Here is a 21,157-nt window from a genome sequence, read left to right on the forward strand (position 1 = left end):
ACGGTGCCTGAGTTGGGGTATGGATCAACCGGGTCAACGACTCTATCGGCGACGGCGACGGATGACCGCCAGCATTCCCATGAGCACCAGCAATGCGCGTGAAGGCTCCGGGATTACGTTGTAGACGGCGATCACGCCGTGGCTGGTCCATTTGCTGGTGTCCCAGGCAAGGTTGCCGGACAAGGTTGGCAAATCGAGTTGGGAGACGCTTAGTCCGAGCATGGCAGATGCCTGGTTGTTGAGGGTGCCGGTGCCGCTGGAGTTGGTCCAGTCGATGAGGTCGAACAGATCGTTGGCGACGGGGACATATCCATCGGCGAAGGTCACGTCGAAAGCGGCGGAACCCATGGCAGTGAAGTCGAGTTTGTTGGCGGCGGATCCGCCGGTGAAGAGGAGTCGGTCGTTGCCACCACCAAGATAGGTGCCGGAGAGGGTGCTGATGAGTCCGTCGCCATCATAGGTGACGGTGTAGCCGTGGAGGCCGTTGGTGGCGAGTTGGAAGGCGGCGGTGCTGGTGCTGGCAAAGACGACGTCTCCGCCGGTGGGGGCAAGGGTGAGGGAGCCAATGCCGCCGATCAGGGTGTTGAGGCCCGGGGCGAGGTTGCCGGCGATGGAAATGAGATTGTTGCCGGTGGGGGCGAGTCGGCCGGTGCCGCCGAGGGTGCTGCCGATGACGTTGCTGAACGCGCCGGTGCCGGTGCCGCTGCCGGTGGTGTTGTTGACGAGAAGCGTGCCGCCGAGCACTTCGGTGCCGCCGCCGTAGGTGTTGGCGTTGGTGAGAATGACCGTGCCATCGGTGGCGGTGCCGACAAGCGCATTGGCGACGCCTGGATCGGCGATGCCATCGACATTTTCATCCAGGTTGGTGTGGTTGCGGAACTGGTTGATGGTAATGCGCGTGTTGTTGCCTGCTGCGGCAGCTCCGCCAGTGGCGGCCCCGAGAGTTGGTGCGGTGGAGCCGGAAATGACGCCCGAGAAAGTGGTGCTTCCGCCGGTGGCGGCGATCAGGGCGACGTTGTGCACAATGGCATTGGGATTGGTTCCCGCGCTGCCACCAGCGGTGCCGGTGACGCTGACGTTGACATTTTGTGGGGTGATGTTTCCGCTGAAGGTGACGTTGCCGGTGGTGTTCAATCCGCCAAAACGATAGCCATTGATGAGGTTGGTCGAGCCGGTGCCGTAGGCGGCGGTGGTAACGGCGGAACCTCCGCCCGGTGCCATGTCCCTCGCATAACTGTTGCCGGCATTTTCAAGGAAGATGGAGCGCATGGCATAACGGCCACCTGTCTGGATGATGTTGCCGCCGTTGCCGTCGCTGAGAGCAATGGCTTGCCTGCCGATGGGACTGTCGGTGCCGGTGGCTCCAACCACCCCGTCAATGACCACATTGGCATGGGTGGCGATGATGGAACTGGTGAAATTTCTGGCGACATTCGAGAAGCGGAAAGTGCCGTTGGAGGCTCCATCGGTGGCGGCGGCGCTTCCATTGAGGCCTTGCAGATAGATGGCACCAGAGCCGGAGATGTTGCCGGTGAAGTTGATCGTCTGGCCGACGCGGTCGATCATGAATTCGGTGCCGCCCCGGTTGGTTCCGGCGACGGTGATGTTGCCCGAAAGCGTCAGCGTGCTGGTGTCGAGTCCTCCGGTGTTGTTGCTCATCAAGCGGAACCGGCTGCGTGAAAGACCGGCATTGGTTTGGGAGAAGTCGATGTCACGGGAAATGGTCAGCGCATCCGCGTCACCAATGGGCTGGACCTCGAAGTAAATGTTGTTGCCGAACTGCACGCCGGAAGGAGAGCCCGCGTCGCCGATGAGGATGGCACTGGTGGCATTGCCCAAGGGGCCACTGACGCCGGAGAGCACGCTGCTGCGGATGCGCAGGTAACCTTCGCGGAGGATGGTTTGTCCGGTGTAGGTGTTGGTGCCGAGGAGCTGGGTGATGCCCGCACCGGTGCCCATCTTGATGAAGCTGGAGGCGCTGGTGTTGTCGGCGATGACGGCGTTGATGGTTTGGGTGCTTCCTGTAGCGTTGATGAAGAGCAATTCACCTCCGGGAGTCGCGGTGGTCAGAAATCCTTCATTGGCGACCGTGCCGATGGTGAGGTTGTTGCCGCCGGTGCCGGTCATGACGGCATTTACGCTGAGGGTCTTCCCGGCAGTATTGATGGTGGCAGCGGTGTTCTGGACATGGGTCAGCGTGTTGATGGTGGTGACCGTAGGATCGGCCAGGGTGATGCTGCCAGTCGTGCCGGCAGAATTGATGCGGACGTTGGCAGCTGGGGTGTTGGGAATGATACTGGTGGGGCCTTGGGCAGCGATGTCCGTGGTGGCGGCAAGGATGATGCCATTGGCGGCGTCGTATCCGGCGAACCCGGAATTATTGTAGAGCGCCCATGTGCCGATGATGCCGTTGGTAAGCGTGGGACCGTTGGTGAACAACACCCGGTTGCGGGCGTCGGCTGCTCCGAGTCCGGCACCGCTGAAGTTGATGATGGAACTGCCGGTGCGATTGAGAGAATCGAAGGTTAAAACGGAAGTTTGTGAAGCAGCGGCCTGACCGGTGGTCAGGATGGTGGAACCGGAGTTGAGGTTGAGGGCACCGATGGTTTCGGAATAATTGACCGCGCCCGCATTGTTGGAAAAGACGATAAAACCGCCATTGGAGGTGATGGAGGCGGTGTCGCTGAAGCGATTGGTGTTGTTGGCGGCGCTGGTGTTGGCGAGGGTGAATGTGGAGCCATTGCTGAGGGATAATCCCGAGGTGGTGAGAGCGCCGTTGACACCGCTGAGGGTCATGGCACCCGAGGTGACCGAGGTGGATCCAAGATAAGAGTTCGCCCCGGTGAGAATGACGGTGCCCAGGCCGCTTTTGGTGATGTTGGCCCCGACGGCACCGGAGACGCTGCCATCCAGGTTGAGGGTTCTGCCCGAGTTGATGTTCCAGGTTTGGGCTCCGCCTGCCACCACGTCCGCAGCGATCGTAAGGTTTTGGGTGGCGCTGCCCATGTTGATGCCAGAGGTGCCAAGAGTGAGCGTTTGACCTGCGGTGCCGTTGATGGTGATCAGTCCGTTTGGATTGGCAATCGTGAGTCCGAGCCATGAAAGGCTTCCGCCAAGGCTGGTAGTGTTGGGACCAGTGACGGTGTTGTTCCACTGGGCAATCTGGGTGCTGTTCGGCACAACGCCGCCCGTCCAACTGGTGCCAAGGTTCAGACTGTCAGTATTATTGGCCTTGTTGATCTGGCCAAAGCTCAGCAGTGGCATGATCAAAAAACTGAGTCCTGCGACGGCAGAACGTAAGGAGGAAGGGCGTAAACTCATGGCAGTCAGGGGATTACAAAATTGTAATAACCTGGCCATGGTATCTGGATCACGCTTCAACAGCGATGTTTTTGTGGTCATTGAGGCCTCGAAAGGCATCAAATGAACAAGATAGTGAAGGGCTGTCGCAACAAACCAACCATGAGCGCGCGGAAGAGCGCTCTGCCTGGGTCGGTCATCCGATATTCAGGGACTTAAACGTGCTCGATCTGGACTTCGCCGAGGTTGTTGATCTGGCCGAGAACGACGGCTCCTTTGCCGCAGGCGAGGGCGCTTTCGGCGTTTTCGGGTCCGACGATGGCGACCCAGCCGAAACCGCTGTTGAAGGTGTGCAGGGCGTCGGCAGGATCGACGTGGGCGAGCACTTTTTGCACGGTTTCGTTTTCCCATTTGGGAAGTTTGATCTGGGCACCATGACCGCCGAAGACGAGGATGCGTCCGAGGTTTTCAGGGAGTCCGCCACCGGTGATGTGCGACATGGCGCGGAGGGAAGGGACGTTTTTGCGCAGCGCGTTGGCCTCTTCGTGATAGAGGAGGGTGGGAGCAAGCAGGGCTTTCCATTCGGTGCTGCTGAAGGAGAGTTTTTCGGCTTCGATGACGCGGCGCACGAGGCTGAAGCCGTTGGCGTGAAATCCGGCGCTGGGGAAGCCGATGAGGAGGTCGCCGCGCTGGATGGAGGCGGGGTTGAGGAGGCTGGTTTTTTCTGCGGCTCCGATCGCGAAGCCGCTCAATTCGATGACGCCTTCAGGGACCATCCCGGGCATTTCAGCGGTTTCGCCGCCGGCGAGGATGCAGCCGCAGGCTTCGAGGTAATCGACCATGCCGGCAATGCAGCGGGTGATTTTTTCCTTGTCGAGACGACCGATGCCGACGTAATCGAGAAACAGGATGGGGTCGGCACCGGTGGTGAGGACGTCGTTGACGTTCATGGCGACCAGGTCTTTGCCGGCGTTTTCGAGAAGGTCGTGCTCAAGCAGGAGCTCGATTTTGGTGCCCACGCCGTCACAACCGGTGACGATGACCGGGTGTTTGTAAGCGCTGAGGTCGTAGGCGGCGGCGAAGAGTCCGAAGGCACCGGCGAGCTGACGTTGTTTCTGGGTGCGTTTGACGAGCTGGCCGATGTCGCCCACCATGGCGGCCGCTTCACGGATGTCGACGCCGGCCTGTTTGTAAGTATGGCCCTTGGCAGGCTGGTCGCTGTGCTGGCTGGCTGAGGAGGTGTAGAAGTTGGTGGCGTCGTCGGACATGGAGCCTGCTAGGATGCAACAAGCGGGCGAGAGTGCAAGTGGATGGTTGGGGTGGGGATTGATAGGTGTTGGGCTAGAACCTGATGGTGGCGCTGATGGAAACGGTGTGGTTTTCTTCGTCGCGACGGGAAAGGTCGAGGTTGTAGTAGAGGTTGGCGTAGAAGCGGGTGCCCATTTGGAACCCCAGGCCGGCACCGAGAAAGAAGCTGTCTTTTTCCTGATTGCTGAAGGTGTGGGTGAAGGAGGGGCCGTTGCCGCTGTCGAGGGTGGCGTTGACGGAGCCGCCGTCGAGGTATTCGTGCTGCCAGAACGCGCGGACTTCGGGGATGATGGCGAAGCGGTCGTTGACCTGGATGGTGTAGGCGATGCGACCGCCGAGGTAAGTGCGCAGGCTTTCCATCTGTGGGTCGTCAAGGCGGAGGTTAAGGGCTCCGGCACCGCCCTCGGTGGTGTTGTCGAGACTGAGGTTGCTGTATTGGAGGCTGAGCTGGGGGCCGAAGGTCCAGTTGCCGCGTTTGAGGTCGTAACCGGTGCTGAGGCTGGTGAAAAACTCGTAGGCGTCGGGGTTGCTGGTGGCGGTGCGGTCAAGGTAGGCCCAGCGGATGGGACGTTGGATGTCGAAAGAGGTCTGGCCGCCCCCGATGGTCGCGTTGGCGTAGAAGCCGCCCTGGTCGTAGGTGGCGTAGAGGCCGAAACGGGTGGCGTCGAGGTCGATGTCACCGCCATTGTCGTAGTCGCCCCAGCCTTCCTGGTAGCTGGCGAAGAGGCCGATGGCGAGGTTGTCGGTGAGGAGGTAGTCGGCTCCGACGAGGATGGTGCCGCTTTCGAAGTCTTCGCCGGGGGTAAGGGAGAGGCCGCCTTTGCTGAAGAGGCCGCTGCCTTGGGTCCAGGCGGACCAGCGGAGGTCGTTGTTGTCGGGCTGGACTTGCGGGGCGATGGACTTGGCGTCTTTGCTGGACTTGGCGCTGGGGGCCTCGGGCATGGCAGGGACGTTGGAGACCCGGTAAGCGAGCCTGCGGGCGTTGAGTTGTTGGTGGAGCAACTGGCTGTGGTTGTGGCTGAGTTCGATGGCGGTGGAGAGGGCTCCCTCGTAGTAGGCGGGGCTGATGGCGGCGAAGGCTTGGGAGTATTGGTCGGCGCGTTGGAGGTCGAGGGCGAGGGTGACCTGGCCGATGTCGCCGGTTTCAATGCCGATCCATTGGTCGAGGGCACGGGCGAGCTGGGTTTCGTTGGGGGTGTTGGCAACGAGGGTGTAGCTGGCGGGGGCGATTAACAGGACGCCGGTGTTGCCAAGGTTGAGGAAACGGCCGCGGTTGATGTCGGGATCGGGCATGGTAATGGTGTCGAAGGTTCCGGTGATACGGCCGGCTTGCAGGAAGGGGATTTGATCGCCGAATTCGGGTTGGTAACCGAGGGATTGCAGCTCAAGGGTGCCGGAGAGTTGGGCGAGGCCGCTGACGACGAGGAGGTCGTGGTTGCTGAGGCTGGCGGCTTCGATTTGCAGGTTGCCGCTGCGGGTTTGGGTGTAGTTGCCCTGAATGGAGAGGGTGCCGATGGAGTTGCCGGGGGCGACGGTGCCGCTGTTGATGACATCGCCGATGATGAGTCCGCTGCCCATGAGGGTGCCGCCGCCGAGGACGTGGAGGAGGTTGGTTTGGAAGGTGCCGTTGACGGCGAGGGCTCCGCTGTGGATGAAGGCGTTGCCGTTGACGATGAAGTTGGAGCGGGCGTCGAGGATACCGGGGCCGAATTTGTTGAAGTCGCCGGGAACGAGGATGGTGCCGCCCTGGATGGTGGCTTTGCCGCCCTGGGTGGTGAAGTTGCCGCTGGTGATGGTGAGGTTGTTGAAGACCTGGAGATTGGAAGCGGGAGCGAAGATGAGGGAGTTGACGATGTTGTTTTCGCTGGTGGTGCCGGTGCGGACGTTGCCGTTGACCTGGAAGTTGGCGTCGATGGGGGTGGCGACGGGAAGGCTGTTTTGCAGGATGGCACCGCTGATGAATTCGTCGAAGTAGGCGCGGAAGAAGAGTTCGGTGCCGTCGTCGCTGAAGAGGAAGTTGCCCTCTGGGATGGACAGTCCGTTCCAACTGAGCAGGCTGAGGTCCCAGCCGCTGTCGAGTCCGCTGATGAGGGGGTAGAGGCCGGACTCGATGCCGGTGTCGTTGAAGGCGAAGAGGGTGGGGGCGTTGAGCTGGGCGAGGCCGTCGAGGACTTCGATGTGGTCGGTGCCGCCGCTGCCGATGTCGAAGAGCAGGGAACCGCCGTCGAGCGAGAGGCTGGCGACCTGGATGCTGGTGGGGGAGCCGATGCCGCCGGGGCTGAAGTTCCCGCCCTGAAGGCTCACGGCGGAGCTGGCGAGGCTTTGGGTGCTGAGGGTGCCGTAGCGGATGAGGGTGTCGCCGGTGTAGGTTTGATTTTGGGTGAAGATGATTTCGCCGAGGCCGTTTTTCTCGATGCCGCCAGCTCCGGTGATGAGATTGTTGATGGTGGCGGTGAGTCCGTCGTTGATGATGAAGAGGGTGTCGGGTTGATCAATGGTGAAGGTGCCGGTGCCGGTGAGGGTGTAGCCGTCGGTGACGAAGTGGAGACCTTGTTCGCCGAGGTTGATGTTGTCGTTAAGGGTGACGGTGCCGCCGCTGAGGCCGCTGAACACGGCACCAAAGCCGTCCTGCCAGGTCGCGTTGGCGGCGCTGCCGTCGCTGTTGGTCCATTGGGTGTCGGTGAGGTTCCAGGTGCCGGGGCCGCCGGTGAGGATGCCGTCGGCGCTGGTGCCGCTGCCGTCCCAGAATTGCAGGCCGTCGGTGGTGACGGTGAGCTGGACTTCCTTGAGGGTTTCGTCGACGACGAGGCCGCCTTCGAAGAGGTAACCTGCCTGCCAGAGGCCGATGGTGGGGGTGTCGGTCTGGGTGAGGGTGCCGTCCCAGGCGATGAGGGTATAGGTGCCGATGCCGCCGAGGGAGAAGATGTCGAAGGTGCCGCCGTTGAGGGTGAGGTCGCCGGTGGAGCCGGAGCTTTGCAGGTCCTGGACGACATCGACGAGGTCGTTGGTGGGGCCGCCGATGACGTTGGGGGTGCCGAGTTCGAAGGAGAGAAAAGCGGTGGGTTCGATGACGAGTTCGCCGAGGCTGAGGGTGCCTGGGCTGAGGCCCGGGGCGAGGGTGCCGCCGTTTTGGATGGTGACGATGCCGGTGATGAAGCCGTCGCCAGCCAACGTGCCGCCGTTGTTGACGGAGACAGCGCCAGTGCCGGTGGCGGAGCCGATGGTGTTGTTGGCGATGAGGGTGCCGCCGTTGATTGCGGTGTCGCCGGAGTAGGTGTTTGAGTCGGTGAGCGTGAGTGTTCCCGTGCCCAGCTTGGTCAGTCCACCTCCGCCTGTCAGAATGGTGGAGATGCCGATCTCATGCTGCTGGGAATCGAAGAAGGCCCCGCCGATGAGGAACTCCACATCACCGGACTCGAAGTTTCTCAGGAAGTTACTTTCATCGCCTGTCGCGCGCAGGATGCCGCCGTTGAAGTTGATCTTGCCGCCCAACGTGCCGGAGCCTTCGGTGACGTAAGCCGTCTCCAGCACCCCACGGCTAAGGGCGCTGCCATCGAGATTCAGCGTGCCTTTGCTAGTGGCACCGATAACGGCCAGAGTGACATCGGTGCTAGTGACCATGCCGCCGGCTTCGATGTTCAGCGTTCCACTGCCTTGTGTGCCCACATACAAGGTTGATGAGTTCTCCCACAGGGAACCGATCCCCGTCACCGTCACGCCCCCGGTGCTGCCGGAGAGATAGCCGATGAAACTTGTGGTATTGCTGACCATGCCACCGGCTTCGATGTTCAGGGCTCCACTGCCTACGTTGCCCACAAACAAGATTTCTGAGTTCTCCCACAGGGAACCGATCCCCGTCACCGTCACCTCCCCGGTGCTGCCGGATTCATGGGCGATGTAACCTTCGGTATTGCTGACCATGCCACCGGCTTCGATGTTCAGTGTTCCGTCGCCGATGAAGCCCACATCCAAGGCTGCTGAGTTCTCCCAGAGGGAACCGCTGCCCGTCACCGTCACCTCCCCGGTGCTGCCGACGTTAAAACCGATGTAACCTTCGGTATTGCTGACCTTGCCCCCGGCTTCGATGTTCAGTGTTCCGTCGCCGATGAAGCCCACATCCAAGATTCCTGAGTTCTCCCAGAGGGAACCGCTGCCCGTCACCGTCACCTCACCGGTGCTGCCGGACTCAAGACCGATGTAACCGATGGTATTGCTGACCTTGCCCCCGGCTTCGATGTTCAGGGTTCCACTGCCAAAGAGGCCCACGGCCAACAAATCTGAGTTCTCCCAGAGGGAACCGCTTCCCGTCACCGTCACCACCCCGCTGCCGGAGTTAAGACCGATGTAACCGACGGTATTGCTGACCATGCCACCGGCTTCGATGTTCAGGGTTCCACTGCCATTCTCGCCCACAGCCAAGGCTGCTGAGTTCTCCCAGAGGGAACCGATTCCCGTCACCGTCACTTCCCCGGTGCTGCCGGAAAGAAAGCCGATGGAACCGAAGGTATTGCTGACCTTGCCGCCGGCTTCGATTTGCAGCGTTCCACTGCCTTCGCTGCCCACTACCAAGATATCTGAGTTCTCCCAGAGGGAACCGCTGCCCGTCACCGTCACCTCCCCGGTGCTGCCGACGTTTCTGCCGATGTAACCGAGGGTATTGCTGACCATGCCACCGGCTTCGATGTTAAGCGTTCCAGTGCCTGCGCGGCCTACTGCCAACAAATCTGAGTTCTCCCAGATGGAACCGCTGCCCGTCACCGTCACGTCCCCGGTGCCGCCGGAGAAATAGCCGATGTAACCAGAGGTGTTGCTGACCTTGCCCCCGGCTTCGATGTTCAGGGTTCCACTGCCGTCGAGGCCTACGTCCAAGGTTGATGCGTTCTCCCAGAGGGAGCCGCTGCCCGTCACCGTCACCTCCCCGGTGCTGCCGGAGAAAGCGCCGATGTAACCGAAGGTATTGCTGACCGCTCCGCCTGCTTCGATCTGCAGCGTTCCATTGGTATTGACACCGATAAACAATGGGCCGCCCACTGGCCAGATAGGAGAAACCGCTGGCGACGGGTCCACATCTCCGGTAATACTTACGGTCTGCGCTGATATTTGGCCAGGGGCAAACAACCATAGGCCGGGGAGAGCGATTGCAGACAGAACACGCAGGGGTCGTCCGGCAAGTCGAAACAGACGGAAAACGGAGGAGGTGATGAACGGCGTGAGGAAGTTTTTCATGAGATGGGTTGGGTTTTGGTTGCGGGCACCGCCGTGCTGATGAGGGCACCTGACCTCGCATGAATGCGTGGCTGTGGCGAAACAGATTAGGGAAAGAAAGACCCTCAGTTTCGGCTCGGCCCATCGTTATTCCGAAGCGCAAAGATCGCAAACTAAAACCGCATTTTCATTAGCTTGCCTAATGTTCAGCCGAGCTGATCAAAGATGCGAGCCTGTTTGTTCGCCGTTCATCAGTGGCGGCGATCTTCGGATTGGATCTGCCTTGCGCACTCCAGCAGGGTGCCTCCGCTTTCCGTATCGTCACCGGCCCTGCCAATGACTTGCGATTTCCTTGGGCCAAAGGATGCGTCCGGCGTGGTTGTAAACGGAGGGGTGCGCGTTCGTTTCTCCGGTAGGTTGCGGGGGATGCGGGGTTATGCGCGGGTAAACCGCGAAGTTATTGAGGGGCGGTGAAGATTTCGAGCTGCTTCGTGGCAAGCTGGCGATTTTGGACCTGGATGTCTTCGACGATGACGCCGTCGCGCATGACGATGTTGCGTTTGCAGTATTCGGCGATGTCGGGTTCGTGGGTGACCATGATGATGGTGATGCCCTGGTCGTTGAGCTGTTGAAAGAGGGCCATGATCTCGATGCTGGTGCGGCTGTCGAGATTGCCGGTGGGTTCGTCGGCGAGGAGGATGGCGGGCTGGTTGACGAGGGCTCGTGCGATGGCGACGCGTTGCTGCTGGCCGCCGGAGAGCTGGTTGGGGGTGTGGTCGCCGCGTTGGGAGAGGCCGACGAGGTCGAGGGCGGCTTTGGCAAGTTGATGTTGTTCTTTGGCGCTTTTGGGATGGCGCGCATACATCATGGGCAGTTCGATGTTTTCCTGGGCGGAGGTGCGGGAAAGGAGATTGAAGCCCTGGAAGACGAAGCCGATTTTTTCGTTGCGGATGTCGGCGAGTTCGTTGCGGTTGAGTTCGGCGACATTGATGCCATCGAGCAGGTATTTGCCGCCGGTGGGCCGGTCGAGGCAGCCGAGGAGATTCATCATGCTGGATTTGCCGGAGCCGCTGGGTCCCATGATGGCGACGAATTCACCTTTGTTGATGCTCAAGGTGACGTGCTTGACGGCGTGCACTTCGACATCACCGCTGGTGTAGGTTTTGCTGAGGGCATCAAGCTGGAGAACAGGGGGCATTTATGATTTAAGATTAATGAGTTATGAATGAGGAGGGATGGGCGAAGATGTTCATCGGCGGGGAGCGAGAGATTCATCATTCATGGTTTACATCCGTCTTCTCATGCCGCCGCCGCTGAAGGGGTTGGGTTGGTCGGCGAGGGATCGGGTGGGGCCGCCGGTGTGACCGGTGATGACCTCGGCTCCTTCAGTAAGACCTTCGATGACTTCGGTGCCGATGCCGTCTTCGATGCCGATCTTGACGGATTGGGCGACGGGGAGGTTGTTTTGCAGGAGGTAGACGGTGCGCTCGGGGACGGCCTGTTTCGGGGCTTCTGATCCGCCACGTGGCCCGCGGGGGCCGCGGGCTTCGCCGGGTTTTTCGTCTTTGGATTCGGAAGGTGGGGCGGGAGGACGGTAGCGCAGGGCGGCGTTGGGGACGCGCAGGGCGTCGGTGCTTTCGGCGACGATGATTTTGACGTCGGCGGTCATGCCGGGTTTGAGTTTGAGTTCGCTGTTGTCGACGGTGATGATGACGTCGTAGGTGACGACATTGCTGACGGTGGTGGCGGCGTTGCGGACCTGGGTGACCTGGCCTTTGAAGGTGTCGAAGGGGAAGGCATCGACGGTGAAATCGACCTTCTGGCTTTCTTTGACGGTGCCGACGTCCATTTCGGCGACGGCGGCGTTGATTTGCATTTTCGTGAGGTCGTTGGCGATGGTGAAGAGCACGGGGGCGCTCATGCTGGCGGCGACGGTCTGGCCGACGTCAACGTCACGGGTGATGACGGTGCCATCGATGGGGGAGTAGATCGTGCAACGGTCGAGGTCGACTTTCGCTTTGAGGAGGTTGGCGGTGCGGATTTTGAGCTGGGCTTCGGCGCGGGCGAGTTCGGCAATGGCGCTGTCGAGGTCGGCCTGGGAGGAGGCGGCACGTTCGAAGAGTTCCTGTTTGCGTTTGGCGGTTTGTTTGGCGAGTTCGAGGCTGGCACTGGCGTTGGCGACTTCGCCTTCCTGCTGGGCGACGACGGCCTGGTAGACGGCGGGGTCGAGCTGGGCGACGACTTGTCCGGCTTTAACGTCGCTGTTGAAGTCGGCAAAGAGTTCTTTGATGTTGCCGGAGATCTGACTGCCAACCTGGACGTTGATGACGGGGTTGAGGATGCCGGTGGCGGTGACGTGTTTGGTGATGGTGTCGCGCTCGACGATGGAAGTGACGTAGCGAATTTCCTGTTCCTCCTGCTGCTTTTGGTAATACCACCAGCCGCCACCAGCGGCGGAGGCGGTGAGGAGGGCGAGGATGATGAAGGTTTTCATGAAAGGATGAAGGATGAAGGATGAGGGATGAAGGCCGGAGGGCAGAACGGGGAAGATTGATGAATTTGGATCGGACTTTCAGCCCTCAGATCATCGTGGATCGCAGTCCTGGGGCGCTGCCCCAGGCTGTCGTGAGGACGCGCCTTTGGCGCTCTGAAATGAAGTCGTGACTTCGGCGCTCTGGAAATTCGCAACATGGTGGAACTAAGGAGTGGGCGATTGAACCTTGCGGACGCGGTCGGTTTGGAAGGTGCTGCTGACGCGTTCGAGGTTGCGCAGGGAGAGCTGGAGGCGGTAGGTTTCGACGGTGAGGTCGCGTCGGCTGGTGATGAGTTCGTTGAGGGCGGTCAGGACATCGAGGTTGGCGGCGTCGCCGGATTTGTAGCGCTCCTGAAGTTCGGCGTAGCTCACCTCGGCGGCCTGGACCTGCACGCGCAAGATGTTGAGGGTTTCGCTGAGGCGGCGGGCGTCGAGCCAGGCGTCTTTGACTTCCTGTTCGACTTGTTTGATGAGCTGTTGTTGCTGGAGTCGGGATTGCTGGGCGTCGAGGGTGGCGGCGCGGACGTCGATGGCTTTTTGCCCGGCGCTGTAGAGGGGGACGCGGAGGGAGAGGCTGCCCTGAACGTCGTTTTCAAAGCGGGGGTTGCCGCCGGATTGGTCACTGGTGGAGGCATCAACATTGGCGGAGATGCTGGGGAGGTAGCTGGAGCGGACTTCTTTGATGCGTTCGTCGTTCTGACGGATGAGAAGGTCCTGGCTGCGAATGTCTTCGCGTTGGGTGAGGGCGTCGCGCAGGAGGTAGTCGAAGCGGGGGATGGTGGTTTTGTGACCGGGCGGGAGGGCGACGCGGAAGTTGAGGTCGTTGTCGAGGTTGAGGATGTTGGCCAGGATGTTGCGCAGGGATTCGAGGGTGCTGGTGTCTTCGATGAGGGTGCGTCGGGCGGTTTCGGTGGTGACCTGGGCGCGGAGGGGGTCGGAGCGGGTGGTGTCACCGGCATCGAGCCTCGCCTGGGCGATGTCTTGTTGTTCGGCAGCGAGGCGGAGAGACTCTTTGTCGACTTCGACGATTTCCTGTTGGGTGAGGACGTCGTAATAAGCCTGGGCGACGCCGAATAAGGTTTCGCGGATCTGGCGCTGGTAGTCGGCTCCGGCAGCGGCGACGGCGAGTTTGCCACGGCGCAGGGCGGGGAAGAAGGTGGGATCGAAAATCGGCTGACTGAGAGTGATGCCTCCGCTGTTGGTGGATCGGCGTCCGGCGGCATTGCGGGAGTCTCGTGCGGAGATCCCGGCATCGGCGCTGATGGTGGGGGTCAGTTTGACCCAGGCGCGGGCGGGATCGAGTTGGGCCTGCTGGATGCCGAGTTGGGCAATGGCGATGGACTGGTCGCTGGCGAGGGCGAGGTCGTAGGCGTCCTCCAGGGTAATGAGCCGGGCGGAGGAGGGGCGGGGCTGGGCTAGGGCGGCGGTGGAAGTGAGCAGGATGGTGAGAGCGAGGAGGCGGATGAGGGCAGTCATGTGGTGGTTTGGCTGCGGAGCAGGAGCAGGAGCAGAGGCAGTGTCAGGAGCAGGGTCAATGATTAGAGCTTAGGTTGAGGTGTTTAACCAGCATGAAGAGTGTTTGGTCGTGAACTTTGAACAGGGAATTCAATTTTTCTGGGAGGATGACGCGTTTCATGCCGTTGGATTGGACATGGAAAGTCGATTATTTTCGAGATCGCGACGGGATTTTTTGGTGACGGGTGCGGGGGCAGTCCTGGGGGTGTCAATGCGGGCGGAGGGGGTCGAGGTGAAAATGCCGGAGATGGTGGTGGACACGCACACGCATTTTTATGATCCATCGCGCGAAGGCGGGGTGCCCTGGCCGCAGAAGGGGTCGCCATTGTATCGGACAGTGATGCCGGCGGATTGGAAAAAGGTGGCGGCACCGTGCGGAGTGACGCACACGGTGATTGTGGAGGCGAGTTTGTTGGTGGAGGACAATCAGTGGATCCTTGATCTGGCGGAGAAGGAGAAATCCATCGTGGGGTTTGTCGGAAATCTGGATCCGATGTCGGAGGGTTTTGAGGGGAATCTTGAGCGGTTTGCGGCAAATCCCATTTTTCGGGGAATTCGGGTGAGCGGGAAGAAGTTTTCGGATTTTGCGGGCGAGGCGAAGTTTGTAAGCGGGATGAAGAAGCTGGCGGGGCTGGGGTTGTCGCTGGATGTGAACGGGGGGCATCCGATGTTGTTAAAGGCGACGGAGTTGGCGAAGGCGGTGCCGGATTTGCGGATCGTGGTGGATCACGTGGGCAGTGCGGGCGATCCGGGGATGCTCAAGGACGAATGGCGCGAGGGGATGAAGCTGGCGGGGACTTGTGGGAATGTGTTCTGCAAGGTGTCGGGTTTGCCAGAGCAGACGAAGGCGGAGTGGGGCAAGGCGCGGACGGACTTGGATTTTTACCGTCCGATTCTGAATTGGGTGTGGGAGTGTTTTGGCGAGGACCGGGTGATTTATGGAAGCAACTGGCCGGTGTCGGACAAGGGGACGGGTTATGCGGAGATGTTCGGGATCGTGAAGGGGTATTTTGCGGAGAAAGGGGAGGCGGTGATGCGGAAGTATTTCTTGGAGAACTCGCGGGTGGCTTATCGCTGGGTGGCGAGGTGATGGATGAGCCGGGCTTCAGCGCCAGGCATTAGTTCGAAGTTGCGTAATGAGTCGTTTGGGGTTTAGAACTGGGTTGATGAGGTGTTCATGGATAGTTCTGCTTGGAATGCTGGGGCTCATGTGCCCGCAGCAGGAGGCCGGGGCAGCCGTGGTGTGGCAGTCAGTGGCGGCGCCTTCGGGATTTTATAACACGGACATTGTCTATGAAAATGATGGGTCGCCAGCGGTAAACGGGAGTTTTGGTTCAAGGTATTTTTACGAGAATGGTTTGCAGGCGACGACACCGCTTGGACTGGTGTCTACGGGTGCTTATTCCCACAATTTTGAGTCCTATCTTGGCATGGGAGGGACGGTGCAGTTTCAGCTGGGTTCGTATGCGGACAATCAGGTGCGCAAGACGACTTCGGCGAGTGCGGTTTCGGTGTTTGATGTGGTGGATGGTCAGTATGACTTCCTGGCGTTTGTGGCTTCGGTGGGAAACAACAACGCGGGGTTGATGCTGAATTACACGGTGACCTACAGCGATGCGACGACCCTGATTGGAAGTGCCCACGTGTTGGACTGGGGGGTGTCGCCTGTGAGCGGATCGCCCAATGAGTTGTTCAATGTGGGGCGGGCGAATGTTTATTCCACCGGGACGTTTACTCCCGATGGGGCGGCGCAAACCTGGTCGGCGTTTGCTTATCTGGTGCCGGTGGATTCGATGAAGACGGTGACGAGCTTTTCCTACACTGCAGGTGCGGTAGGGACGAACTCGGCGACAGGAGAGATGGCGTTTTTTGCGTTGTCGACAGGAGTGGTGCCGGAGCCTGGGAGGATGGTCTTGCTGATGATGGCAGGGCTGATGGGGGTGATGGGGCGGCGGCGGGGGTGAGGTTTTGACACGGGGTCCTGTTGAGGGCATGCATGGACGAAGCGTGCCGGGCTTGCCTGGCTTTGAGCTCAGGCTACCTGAGGGCGCGGCGGCGTCGGAGGGTGAAACCGATGAGGGCGGCGGCGAGCAGGAGCATGCGACCGGGTTCAGGAACGATGGCGACGACGCCGGTGGTGCCGAATTGGGAGACGTCCCAGAACCATTCGCTGTTGTAAGCGCTGAGGTCCGGAAGGTCGAGGGAGTAAAGATCGTTGTCGTTGCCGGTGCGGATGCCGGAGGCATCGCCGTAGAAACCAAGGGGGATGGTGCCCACCCAATCCATGAGGTCAAAGACGTCCCGATAGTTGGGGGTGTAGCCGGAGCCGAGGGTGAGGCTGATGGTGGCGTTGGGATCGAGGATGAGGTCGCCTTCGATGATGACGCGGTCATTGCCGCCATCGAGTGAGGTGCCGGTGACGCTGGTGAGGCGGTTGGTCGCGGGATCGAAGGTGGCGGTGAGCCCGTGGCTGCCGTTGGTTTTGAGGTCGAGATTCATGGTGGCCCCGCTGTTGAGGCTGAGATGGCCGAGGATGCGCATGGTGCCGGTGTCGGTGGACAGTCCGGTGACGGCGGCAGTGACGGTTTCGGTGTTGCCGCCGGGGGAGAAGAAGGCACCGCTGCCGATGGTGACGTCGCCCTCGATGAAGCCATTGCCGCCAAAGGTGGCACCGGTGGTGACGCTGACGTCGTTGCTGCCGGTGGCGGAGTTGGTGCCGAGGTAGTCGTTGTTGGCAAGGAGGGTGCCTGCGCTGACGGTGGTGAGACCGATGTAGGTGTTGGTGCCGGAGAGGACGCTGGTGCCGGTGCCGGTTTGGTTGAGAACGCCGCTGCCGCTGATGTTGTTGGCGACGGTGAGGAGGTTGTTGCGGTTGAGGGCGAGGGTGGCGTTGTTGATGACATCGCCTCCGGTGCCGAGGGTGCCGTTGTCACCGCCGTCGCCGACGCGGAGGATGCCTGCGGTGATGGTGGTGTTGCCGGTGTAGGTGTTGTTGCCGAGCAGGGTGAGGGTTCCGCCGGTGGTCTTCTCGATGTCGCCTCCTCCATTGATTTCCGCGACGTCTTTGAGGGCACCGGAGGCGAGGGTGAGGACGTTGATGGTGTTGGTGGCGTCGCCGATGGAGTGGCCGGTCATGTCGAGGGTGCCGCCATTGAGGTTGATGGTGCTGATGGTGTTGGTGGCCGTGGCATTGGTTCCGCCGCCTTCAAGGATGTCGGTGTTGGAGATGAGGGTGCCGCCGGTGATGTTGACGGTGGCACGGGCGTTGCCGGCCGCAGTGGTGGCAGGGCTGACGATGGTGTTGTTGAAGGTGGCGAGCGTGAAGGTGTCATTCACAGTGAAGGTGCCGCCGCTGAGATTGAGAACGCCGTTGGCGGTGCCGAGCGCATTGCCCGACATGAAGCCGAGGGTGACGGAGTTCGCGGAGAAAGTTCCTTGGGAGAAATGGATAGTGCCGCTGGAACCGCCGCCGCCGGCGTTGTCACGGTGACCGACCAGGACGCTGTCGGCGACAACGGTGGCGTCGTGTCCGCGCAGATCGAGGGTCCCCGTCGGGGTGGCTCCGGTGTTGGTGCCCTGGCTGCTGCCGATGATGATGTCCACTTCGGCACTGTCCTTGCCGCCGATGACGACGGAACCGGGGCTGCCAGCGGTTTGGGAGGCGAAGCGGAGGGTGGCGACGCCTTTGGAGGTGCCGATGTTGAGAAGATCGGTATTGATGACATTGGTGCCGGTGCCGAGGACCACCGTGGCGGTGCCCGCATTCCAGCCGGCGCTGTTGCTGAGTTGGACGACTTCTGCGGTGATGGTGTTGGCGGTGTTGGAAAGGAGGACGGTGCTGGAGTTGTTGAGTCCGTGGCCGACGCGGAATTCGTTGACGGTGGCGGTGAGGGAGCCGAGCTGGGTGAAGTCGGTGGTGGTGGTGTTGCGGTTGCTGCCGTCGTCGAAATTGATGGGTGGTGCGGGTGGGACGGACTCGGTCATGCCGGGGATGAAGCTGGTCGCCGTTTGAAGTCCGAGCTCAACGTTGGCGGTTGCGTTGTTGACGACGAGATTGCCGCCCCCGGTGAAGTTGGCGAGGGTGGTGTTTTTGGCGGAGTTGGCAACGCCGGTGATGAGTCCGCCGGTGCCGGTGACGGTAAGGGTTTCGCCACTTCCAATGATGACGTTGCTGGCAAGAGTGGTGTTGTTGCCGGTGAGGGTGAGACTGGAGACTTGCTGGCTGGCGGTGCTCAGATCGAAGGTGCTGTCGGTGGTGGCAACCCCAACCGCGCTGACGTTGCCGCCGACGATGACAGCGGTGTTGGTGGGCAGGGCGTTGTCGACGCCTGCTTTGAGGATGCCGGAAGTGATGCGGGTGGGGCCTGCGTAGGTGTGGGTGCCGGCGGGGGCGGAAAAGAGCAGGGTGCCGTCGCCGGTTTTGTTGATGCCGCCTGCGCCAGTGATGGCGGCGGAGATGTCGGCGGTGGTGTTGAGGTTGATGCGGACTTCGGTGGCGGCGTTGGCGATTTGGAGTTCTCCGCCTGCGTCGGTGAGGGCGTAATTTTGCGCGAACTGGAGGCCGTTGACTTCAATGTCGTCCTGAACCTGGACGGTGCCACCGGCGGCTCCGGCGAAGATGGCGATTTTTTCGGTGGCAGCGGCCCAGCTGGTGTTGGTGGTGCCGTCGGCGCTGGTGAAGTTGGTGGTGGCGTTGGTCCAGATGCCGGGGCCGCCGTCGACGATGCCGTTGGCAGTGGTGTTGACGCCGTCCCAATACTGAGCGGCGGTGATGGCGTTGGCGAGAAGATTGACCTGGTTGGCGATGGTGGTGTCCACGGAGAGGTCGTAACCGGCAATAACCTGGGCGGTGAGGACGTTGTCGGTCAGAGATCCGGTGTAGTCGATGAGGCGGTAGCTGCCAGCGGTGAATCCGGCTCCGGGGCTGATGCGGGCGATGCCGTCGAGGGTGAGGTCGCCGGTGACGTTGATGAGATCGCTGGCGGTGCCGAGATCCATGATCAGGGCGGAATTTTGGTTGAGGATGAGGTTGCCGTTGATGCCCAGGGTGCCGGTAGAGCCGGGGACTTCGGCGTTGCCGACGAGGAGGGATCCGCCATTGGCGATGGTGGTGGAGCCGACCGTGCCGATGTGGGCGAAGGTGGCGGTGTTGTTGACGTTGACGGCGGTGTTGGCGAGGGAGCCGGTGACGTTGAGGATGCCGGCGTTGACGGTGGTGGTGCCGGTGTAGGTGTTGGCTCCGGAGACGGTCCAGAGTCCGGTGCCATTTTTGGTGAGGGTGCTGATGGCGGCGCTTTCGAGCGGGGCGGCGAGGCTGCCGTCTCCTGCACCGGCGAGGGTGAGGGTGCGACTGGTGCCAGCGATGGCGGTGGTGTTGGTGAGGTTGAGTCGGCCGCTGTCGGAGGCAATGGTGGTGTTGCCTGCGAGGGAAAGAGCGCCGCCGAAGTTGTTGGTGCCACTGACGTTGACGAGAGCGCCGGTTTGACCGCTGGCTCCGGTGCCGTTGAGGGAGAGGGCTTCGGCACCGACGGAGATGTTGTTCTGAAGTTGAAGGGTGGCTCCGCTGGCCACCGTTGTTCCGGCACCGACGGCGGTGGGGGTGGTTTCGTTGGAGAGAACGGCACCCAGGGCGTTGCTGTCCTGGATGTTGAGGACGCCGGCGTTGATGTTGGTTTCGCGGGTGTAGGTGTTGGCGGAGGTCAGGGTCCAGGTGCCGGTGCCGGACTTGAAGAGTCGGAGGCTGGCCACGGCGGCGGCGTTGCCGGTGGTGCCGCCAATCTGGCCCTGGATGACACCGTTGCCAGAGCCGCGCAGGGTGAGTTCGGCGATGTTGGCGGCGGCGGCACTTCCCACGCGGACGTCGTTGGTGAAGGTGAGGGTTTCGCCGGCAGTGAAGACGTCGATGACACCGCGTCCGGTGTTTCCCGCGGCGTCGTTGCGCATGACGACGAGGCGGTCGGTGCTGGTGGTGACGCCGGTGTATTCGAGTCGGCCGGTGGTGCTGCTGCCCTGGCCGAAGAGGATGCGGCCATTTCTGCCAAACGCGGAGTTGGATGCGGCGTCGGTGCCGTTGTTGGAAAGGGTGGCTCCACGGAAAGCACCGTCGGAGATGCCGACGTCGCCGCTAAAGGAGTTGTTGTCGTTGTTGAGGAAGACAGTGCCTGGGTCAGTGCGGGAAATGCCGCTGGTGCCGGTGATCAGCCCTTGAATGTCAAAATTGCCGCCTCCACGATAGGTGATGCCGCTGCCCACCGCTCCGGTGAGGGTGAGGGTGGTTCCGCCGGTATTGTTGTAGAATGCCCCGCCTCCCGTGATGGTGCGGTTGGTGGTCTGGTTGCTGGTGCCGACGTATTTTAAGTGGATGCCTGATCCGAGGGTGACGGCATTGCCAGCGCCCAAGGAGCTGTTCTGGCCGATGTTGGCGATGCTGGTAAAAAGGAGGGTGCCGGTATTGATGGCGACGTTGCCGGTGAAGGAGTTGGCATCATTGGTAATTCTCCAGACGCCGCGTTGGTTGCTGAGGCCGGTGATGTTGAGCGCCAGGCTGGACGCACCGCCATTGGAGATGAGTCCGTTGATGAGGTTGCCAGAGTTGTCGTTGCTGCGATTTCCAGCGGACCCGGTGAAGTTGAGGGTGATCGTTCCGGTGGTGGTGCCGCCGCTGATGCCACCATTGAGGATCATTTTGTAGGTGTTGGGATCGGCATCCGCGGAGGCAGAGTTGTTGGTGAAGGTGTAGGTGCCATTGCCGGTGGCGCTGGTGGGCTCAATGATGAGGGGGGCGTTGATGGTGACGGGAGAAGTGACGCCGGCGTCCATGACGATTGATCCCCCGCTGCTGAGACGAAGGGTTTCGCCGAGGTTGATGCCCGCGCTGCCGATGGTGTAAGAGCCGGAGGCTCCCGTCGAAAACCTCAGACTGCCGATATTGCGACCGGCATCAATAGTGACCAGCGTGCCGGTGGTGGCGGTGTTGAAGGTGGCGATGTCCGCATTGGTGGTGCCGGGGTTGGCTCCGGGAATGCCAGGTGCCCAGTTGGCAACGTTGTCCCAGGCCTGAGTGCCGGTGCCGCCAATCCAGCTGGCATTGGCACCTTCAGTGGTGGTGGGGAGAAAAGGCAGCGAGAGGAAAAGGCCAAGGAAAAAGCGGACGGCGAAAGCGTTGGGGCAGGGGGAGTTGTTGGAGGTGGACGCAATCATGGAACGTTGAGGCTATCGGAATCGGTTGGCGGTGTCAATACGGCATGTTCTTTAGAACTCCCGTGATCAATTGACGGGTTCGATGATAAAAACGTG

Annotated in this window: 10 protein-coding genes; 3 read left to right on the forward strand and 7 right to left on the reverse strand. The window is 61.2% G+C overall.

The window, feature by feature from the left end; translation table 11 throughout:
- Positions 1–42: 42 nt before the first annotated feature.
- Positions 43–3,264, reverse strand: coding sequence for a beta strand repeat-containing protein (locus FEM03_RS03650; protein WP_166442601.1), 3,222 nt, complete (start codon positions 3,262–3,264; stop codon positions 43–45).
- On the opposite strand from FEM03_RS03650, the gene FEM03_RS24270 reads away from it, so the two are divergent.
- Entirely contained in the window at positions 3,263–3,427 is a 165-nt protein-coding gene (locus FEM03_RS24270; RefSeq protein WP_166442602.1) for a hypothetical protein, read from the forward strand. The genes FEM03_RS03650 and FEM03_RS24270 overlap by 2 nt on opposite strands.
- An 88-nt stretch (positions 3,428–3,515) precedes the next feature.
- Here FEM03_RS24270 and purM read toward each other — a convergent pair whose 3' ends face one another.
- The 5 genes from purM to FEM03_RS03675 form a co-directional block, all read right to left on the reverse strand.
- Positions 3,516–4,568, reverse strand: coding sequence for a phosphoribosylformylglycinamidine cyclo-ligase (gene purM, locus FEM03_RS03655; RefSeq protein ID WP_138084815.1), 1,053 nt, complete (start codon positions 4,566–4,568; stop codon positions 3,516–3,518).
- A 73-nt stretch (positions 4,569–4,641) separates the two neighbouring features.
- On the reverse strand, positions 4,642–9,834 hold the full coding sequence (locus FEM03_RS03660; protein WP_138084816.1) for an autotransporter domain-containing protein: 5,193 nt from the start codon (positions 9,832–9,834) through the stop codon (positions 4,642–4,644).
- A gap of 436 nt (positions 9,835–10,270) precedes the next feature.
- On the reverse strand, positions 10,271–11,011 hold the full coding sequence (locus tag FEM03_RS03665) for an ABC transporter ATP-binding protein (RefSeq protein WP_138084817.1): 741 nt from the start codon (positions 11,009–11,011) through the stop codon (positions 10,271–10,273).
- An 87-nt stretch (positions 11,012–11,098) separates the two neighbouring features.
- The gene (locus FEM03_RS03670; protein ID WP_138084818.1) at positions 11,099–12,307 is read right to left on the reverse strand and encodes an efflux RND transporter periplasmic adaptor subunit; all 1,209 of its coding nucleotides are present in this window, start codon (positions 12,305–12,307) and stop codon (positions 11,099–11,101) included.
- 204 nt (positions 12,308–12,511) lie between these two features.
- The gene (locus tag FEM03_RS03675) at positions 12,512–13,822 is read right to left on the reverse strand and encodes a TolC family protein (protein ID WP_138084819.1); all 1,311 of its coding nucleotides are present in this window, start codon (positions 13,820–13,822) and stop codon (positions 12,512–12,514) included.
- Between the two features lie 175 nt (positions 13,823–13,997).
- Between FEM03_RS03675 and FEM03_RS03680 the strand changes: the two genes are divergently transcribed.
- Positions 13,998–14,951, forward strand: coding sequence for an amidohydrolase family protein (locus tag FEM03_RS03680; protein ID WP_138084820.1), 954 nt, complete (start codon positions 13,998–14,000; stop codon positions 14,949–14,951).
- Between the two features lie 106 nt (positions 14,952–15,057).
- Entirely contained in the window at positions 15,058–15,825 is a 768-nt protein-coding gene (locus FEM03_RS03685) for a PEP-CTERM sorting domain-containing protein (protein WP_166442603.1), read from the forward strand.
- A 73-nt stretch (positions 15,826–15,898) separates the two neighbouring features.
- On the opposite strand, the gene FEM03_RS03690 is transcribed toward FEM03_RS03685, so the two are convergent.
- Positions 15,899–21,061, reverse strand: a complete 5,163-nt coding sequence (locus FEM03_RS03690; RefSeq protein WP_138084822.1) for an autotransporter-associated beta strand repeat-containing protein — start codon at positions 21,059–21,061, stop codon at positions 15,899–15,901.
- Positions 21,062–21,157: the final 96 nt, after the last annotated feature.

The organism is Phragmitibacter flavus (assembly GCF_005780165.1).
GTDB classification, from domain to species: Bacteria; Verrucomicrobiota; Verrucomicrobiia; order Verrucomicrobiales; family Verrucomicrobiaceae; genus Phragmitibacter; species Phragmitibacter flavus.

Coding starts and splice junctions, on each gene's coding strand:
- FEM03_RS03675 (WP_138084819.1), bottom strand. CDS start 13,822: ATGACTGCCCTCATCCGCCTCCTCGCTCTCACCATCCTGCTCACTTCC.
- purM (WP_138084815.1), bottom strand. CDS start 4,568: ATGTCCGACGACGCCACCAACTTCTACACCTCCTCAGCCAGCCAGCAC.
- FEM03_RS03670 (WP_138084818.1), bottom strand. CDS start 12,307: ATGAAAACCTTCATCATCCTCGCCCTCCTCACCGCCTCCGCCGCTGGT.
- FEM03_RS03685 (WP_166442603.1), top strand. CDS start 15,058: ATGCTGGGGCTCATGTGCCCGCAGCAGGAGGCCGGGGCAGCCGTGGTG.
- FEM03_RS03680 (WP_138084820.1), top strand. CDS start 13,998: ATGGAAAGTCGATTATTTTCGAGATCGCGACGGGATTTTTTGGTGACG.
- FEM03_RS03660 (WP_138084816.1), bottom strand. CDS start 9,834: ATGAAAAACTTCCTCACGCCGTTCATCACCTCCTCCGTTTTCCGTCTG.
- FEM03_RS24270 (WP_166442602.1), top strand. CDS start 3,263: ATGATCAAAAAACTGAGTCCTGCGACGGCAGAACGTAAGGAGGAAGGG.
- FEM03_RS03690 (WP_138084822.1), bottom strand. CDS start 21,061: ATGATTGCGTCCACCTCCAACAACTCCCCCTGCCCCAACGCTTTCGCC.
- FEM03_RS03665 (WP_138084817.1), bottom strand. CDS start 11,011: ATGCCCCCTGTTCTCCAGCTTGATGCCCTCAGCAAAACCTACACCAGC.
- FEM03_RS03650 (WP_166442601.1), bottom strand. CDS start 3,264: ATGCCACTGCTGAGCTTTGGCCAGATCAACAAGGCCAATAATACTGAC.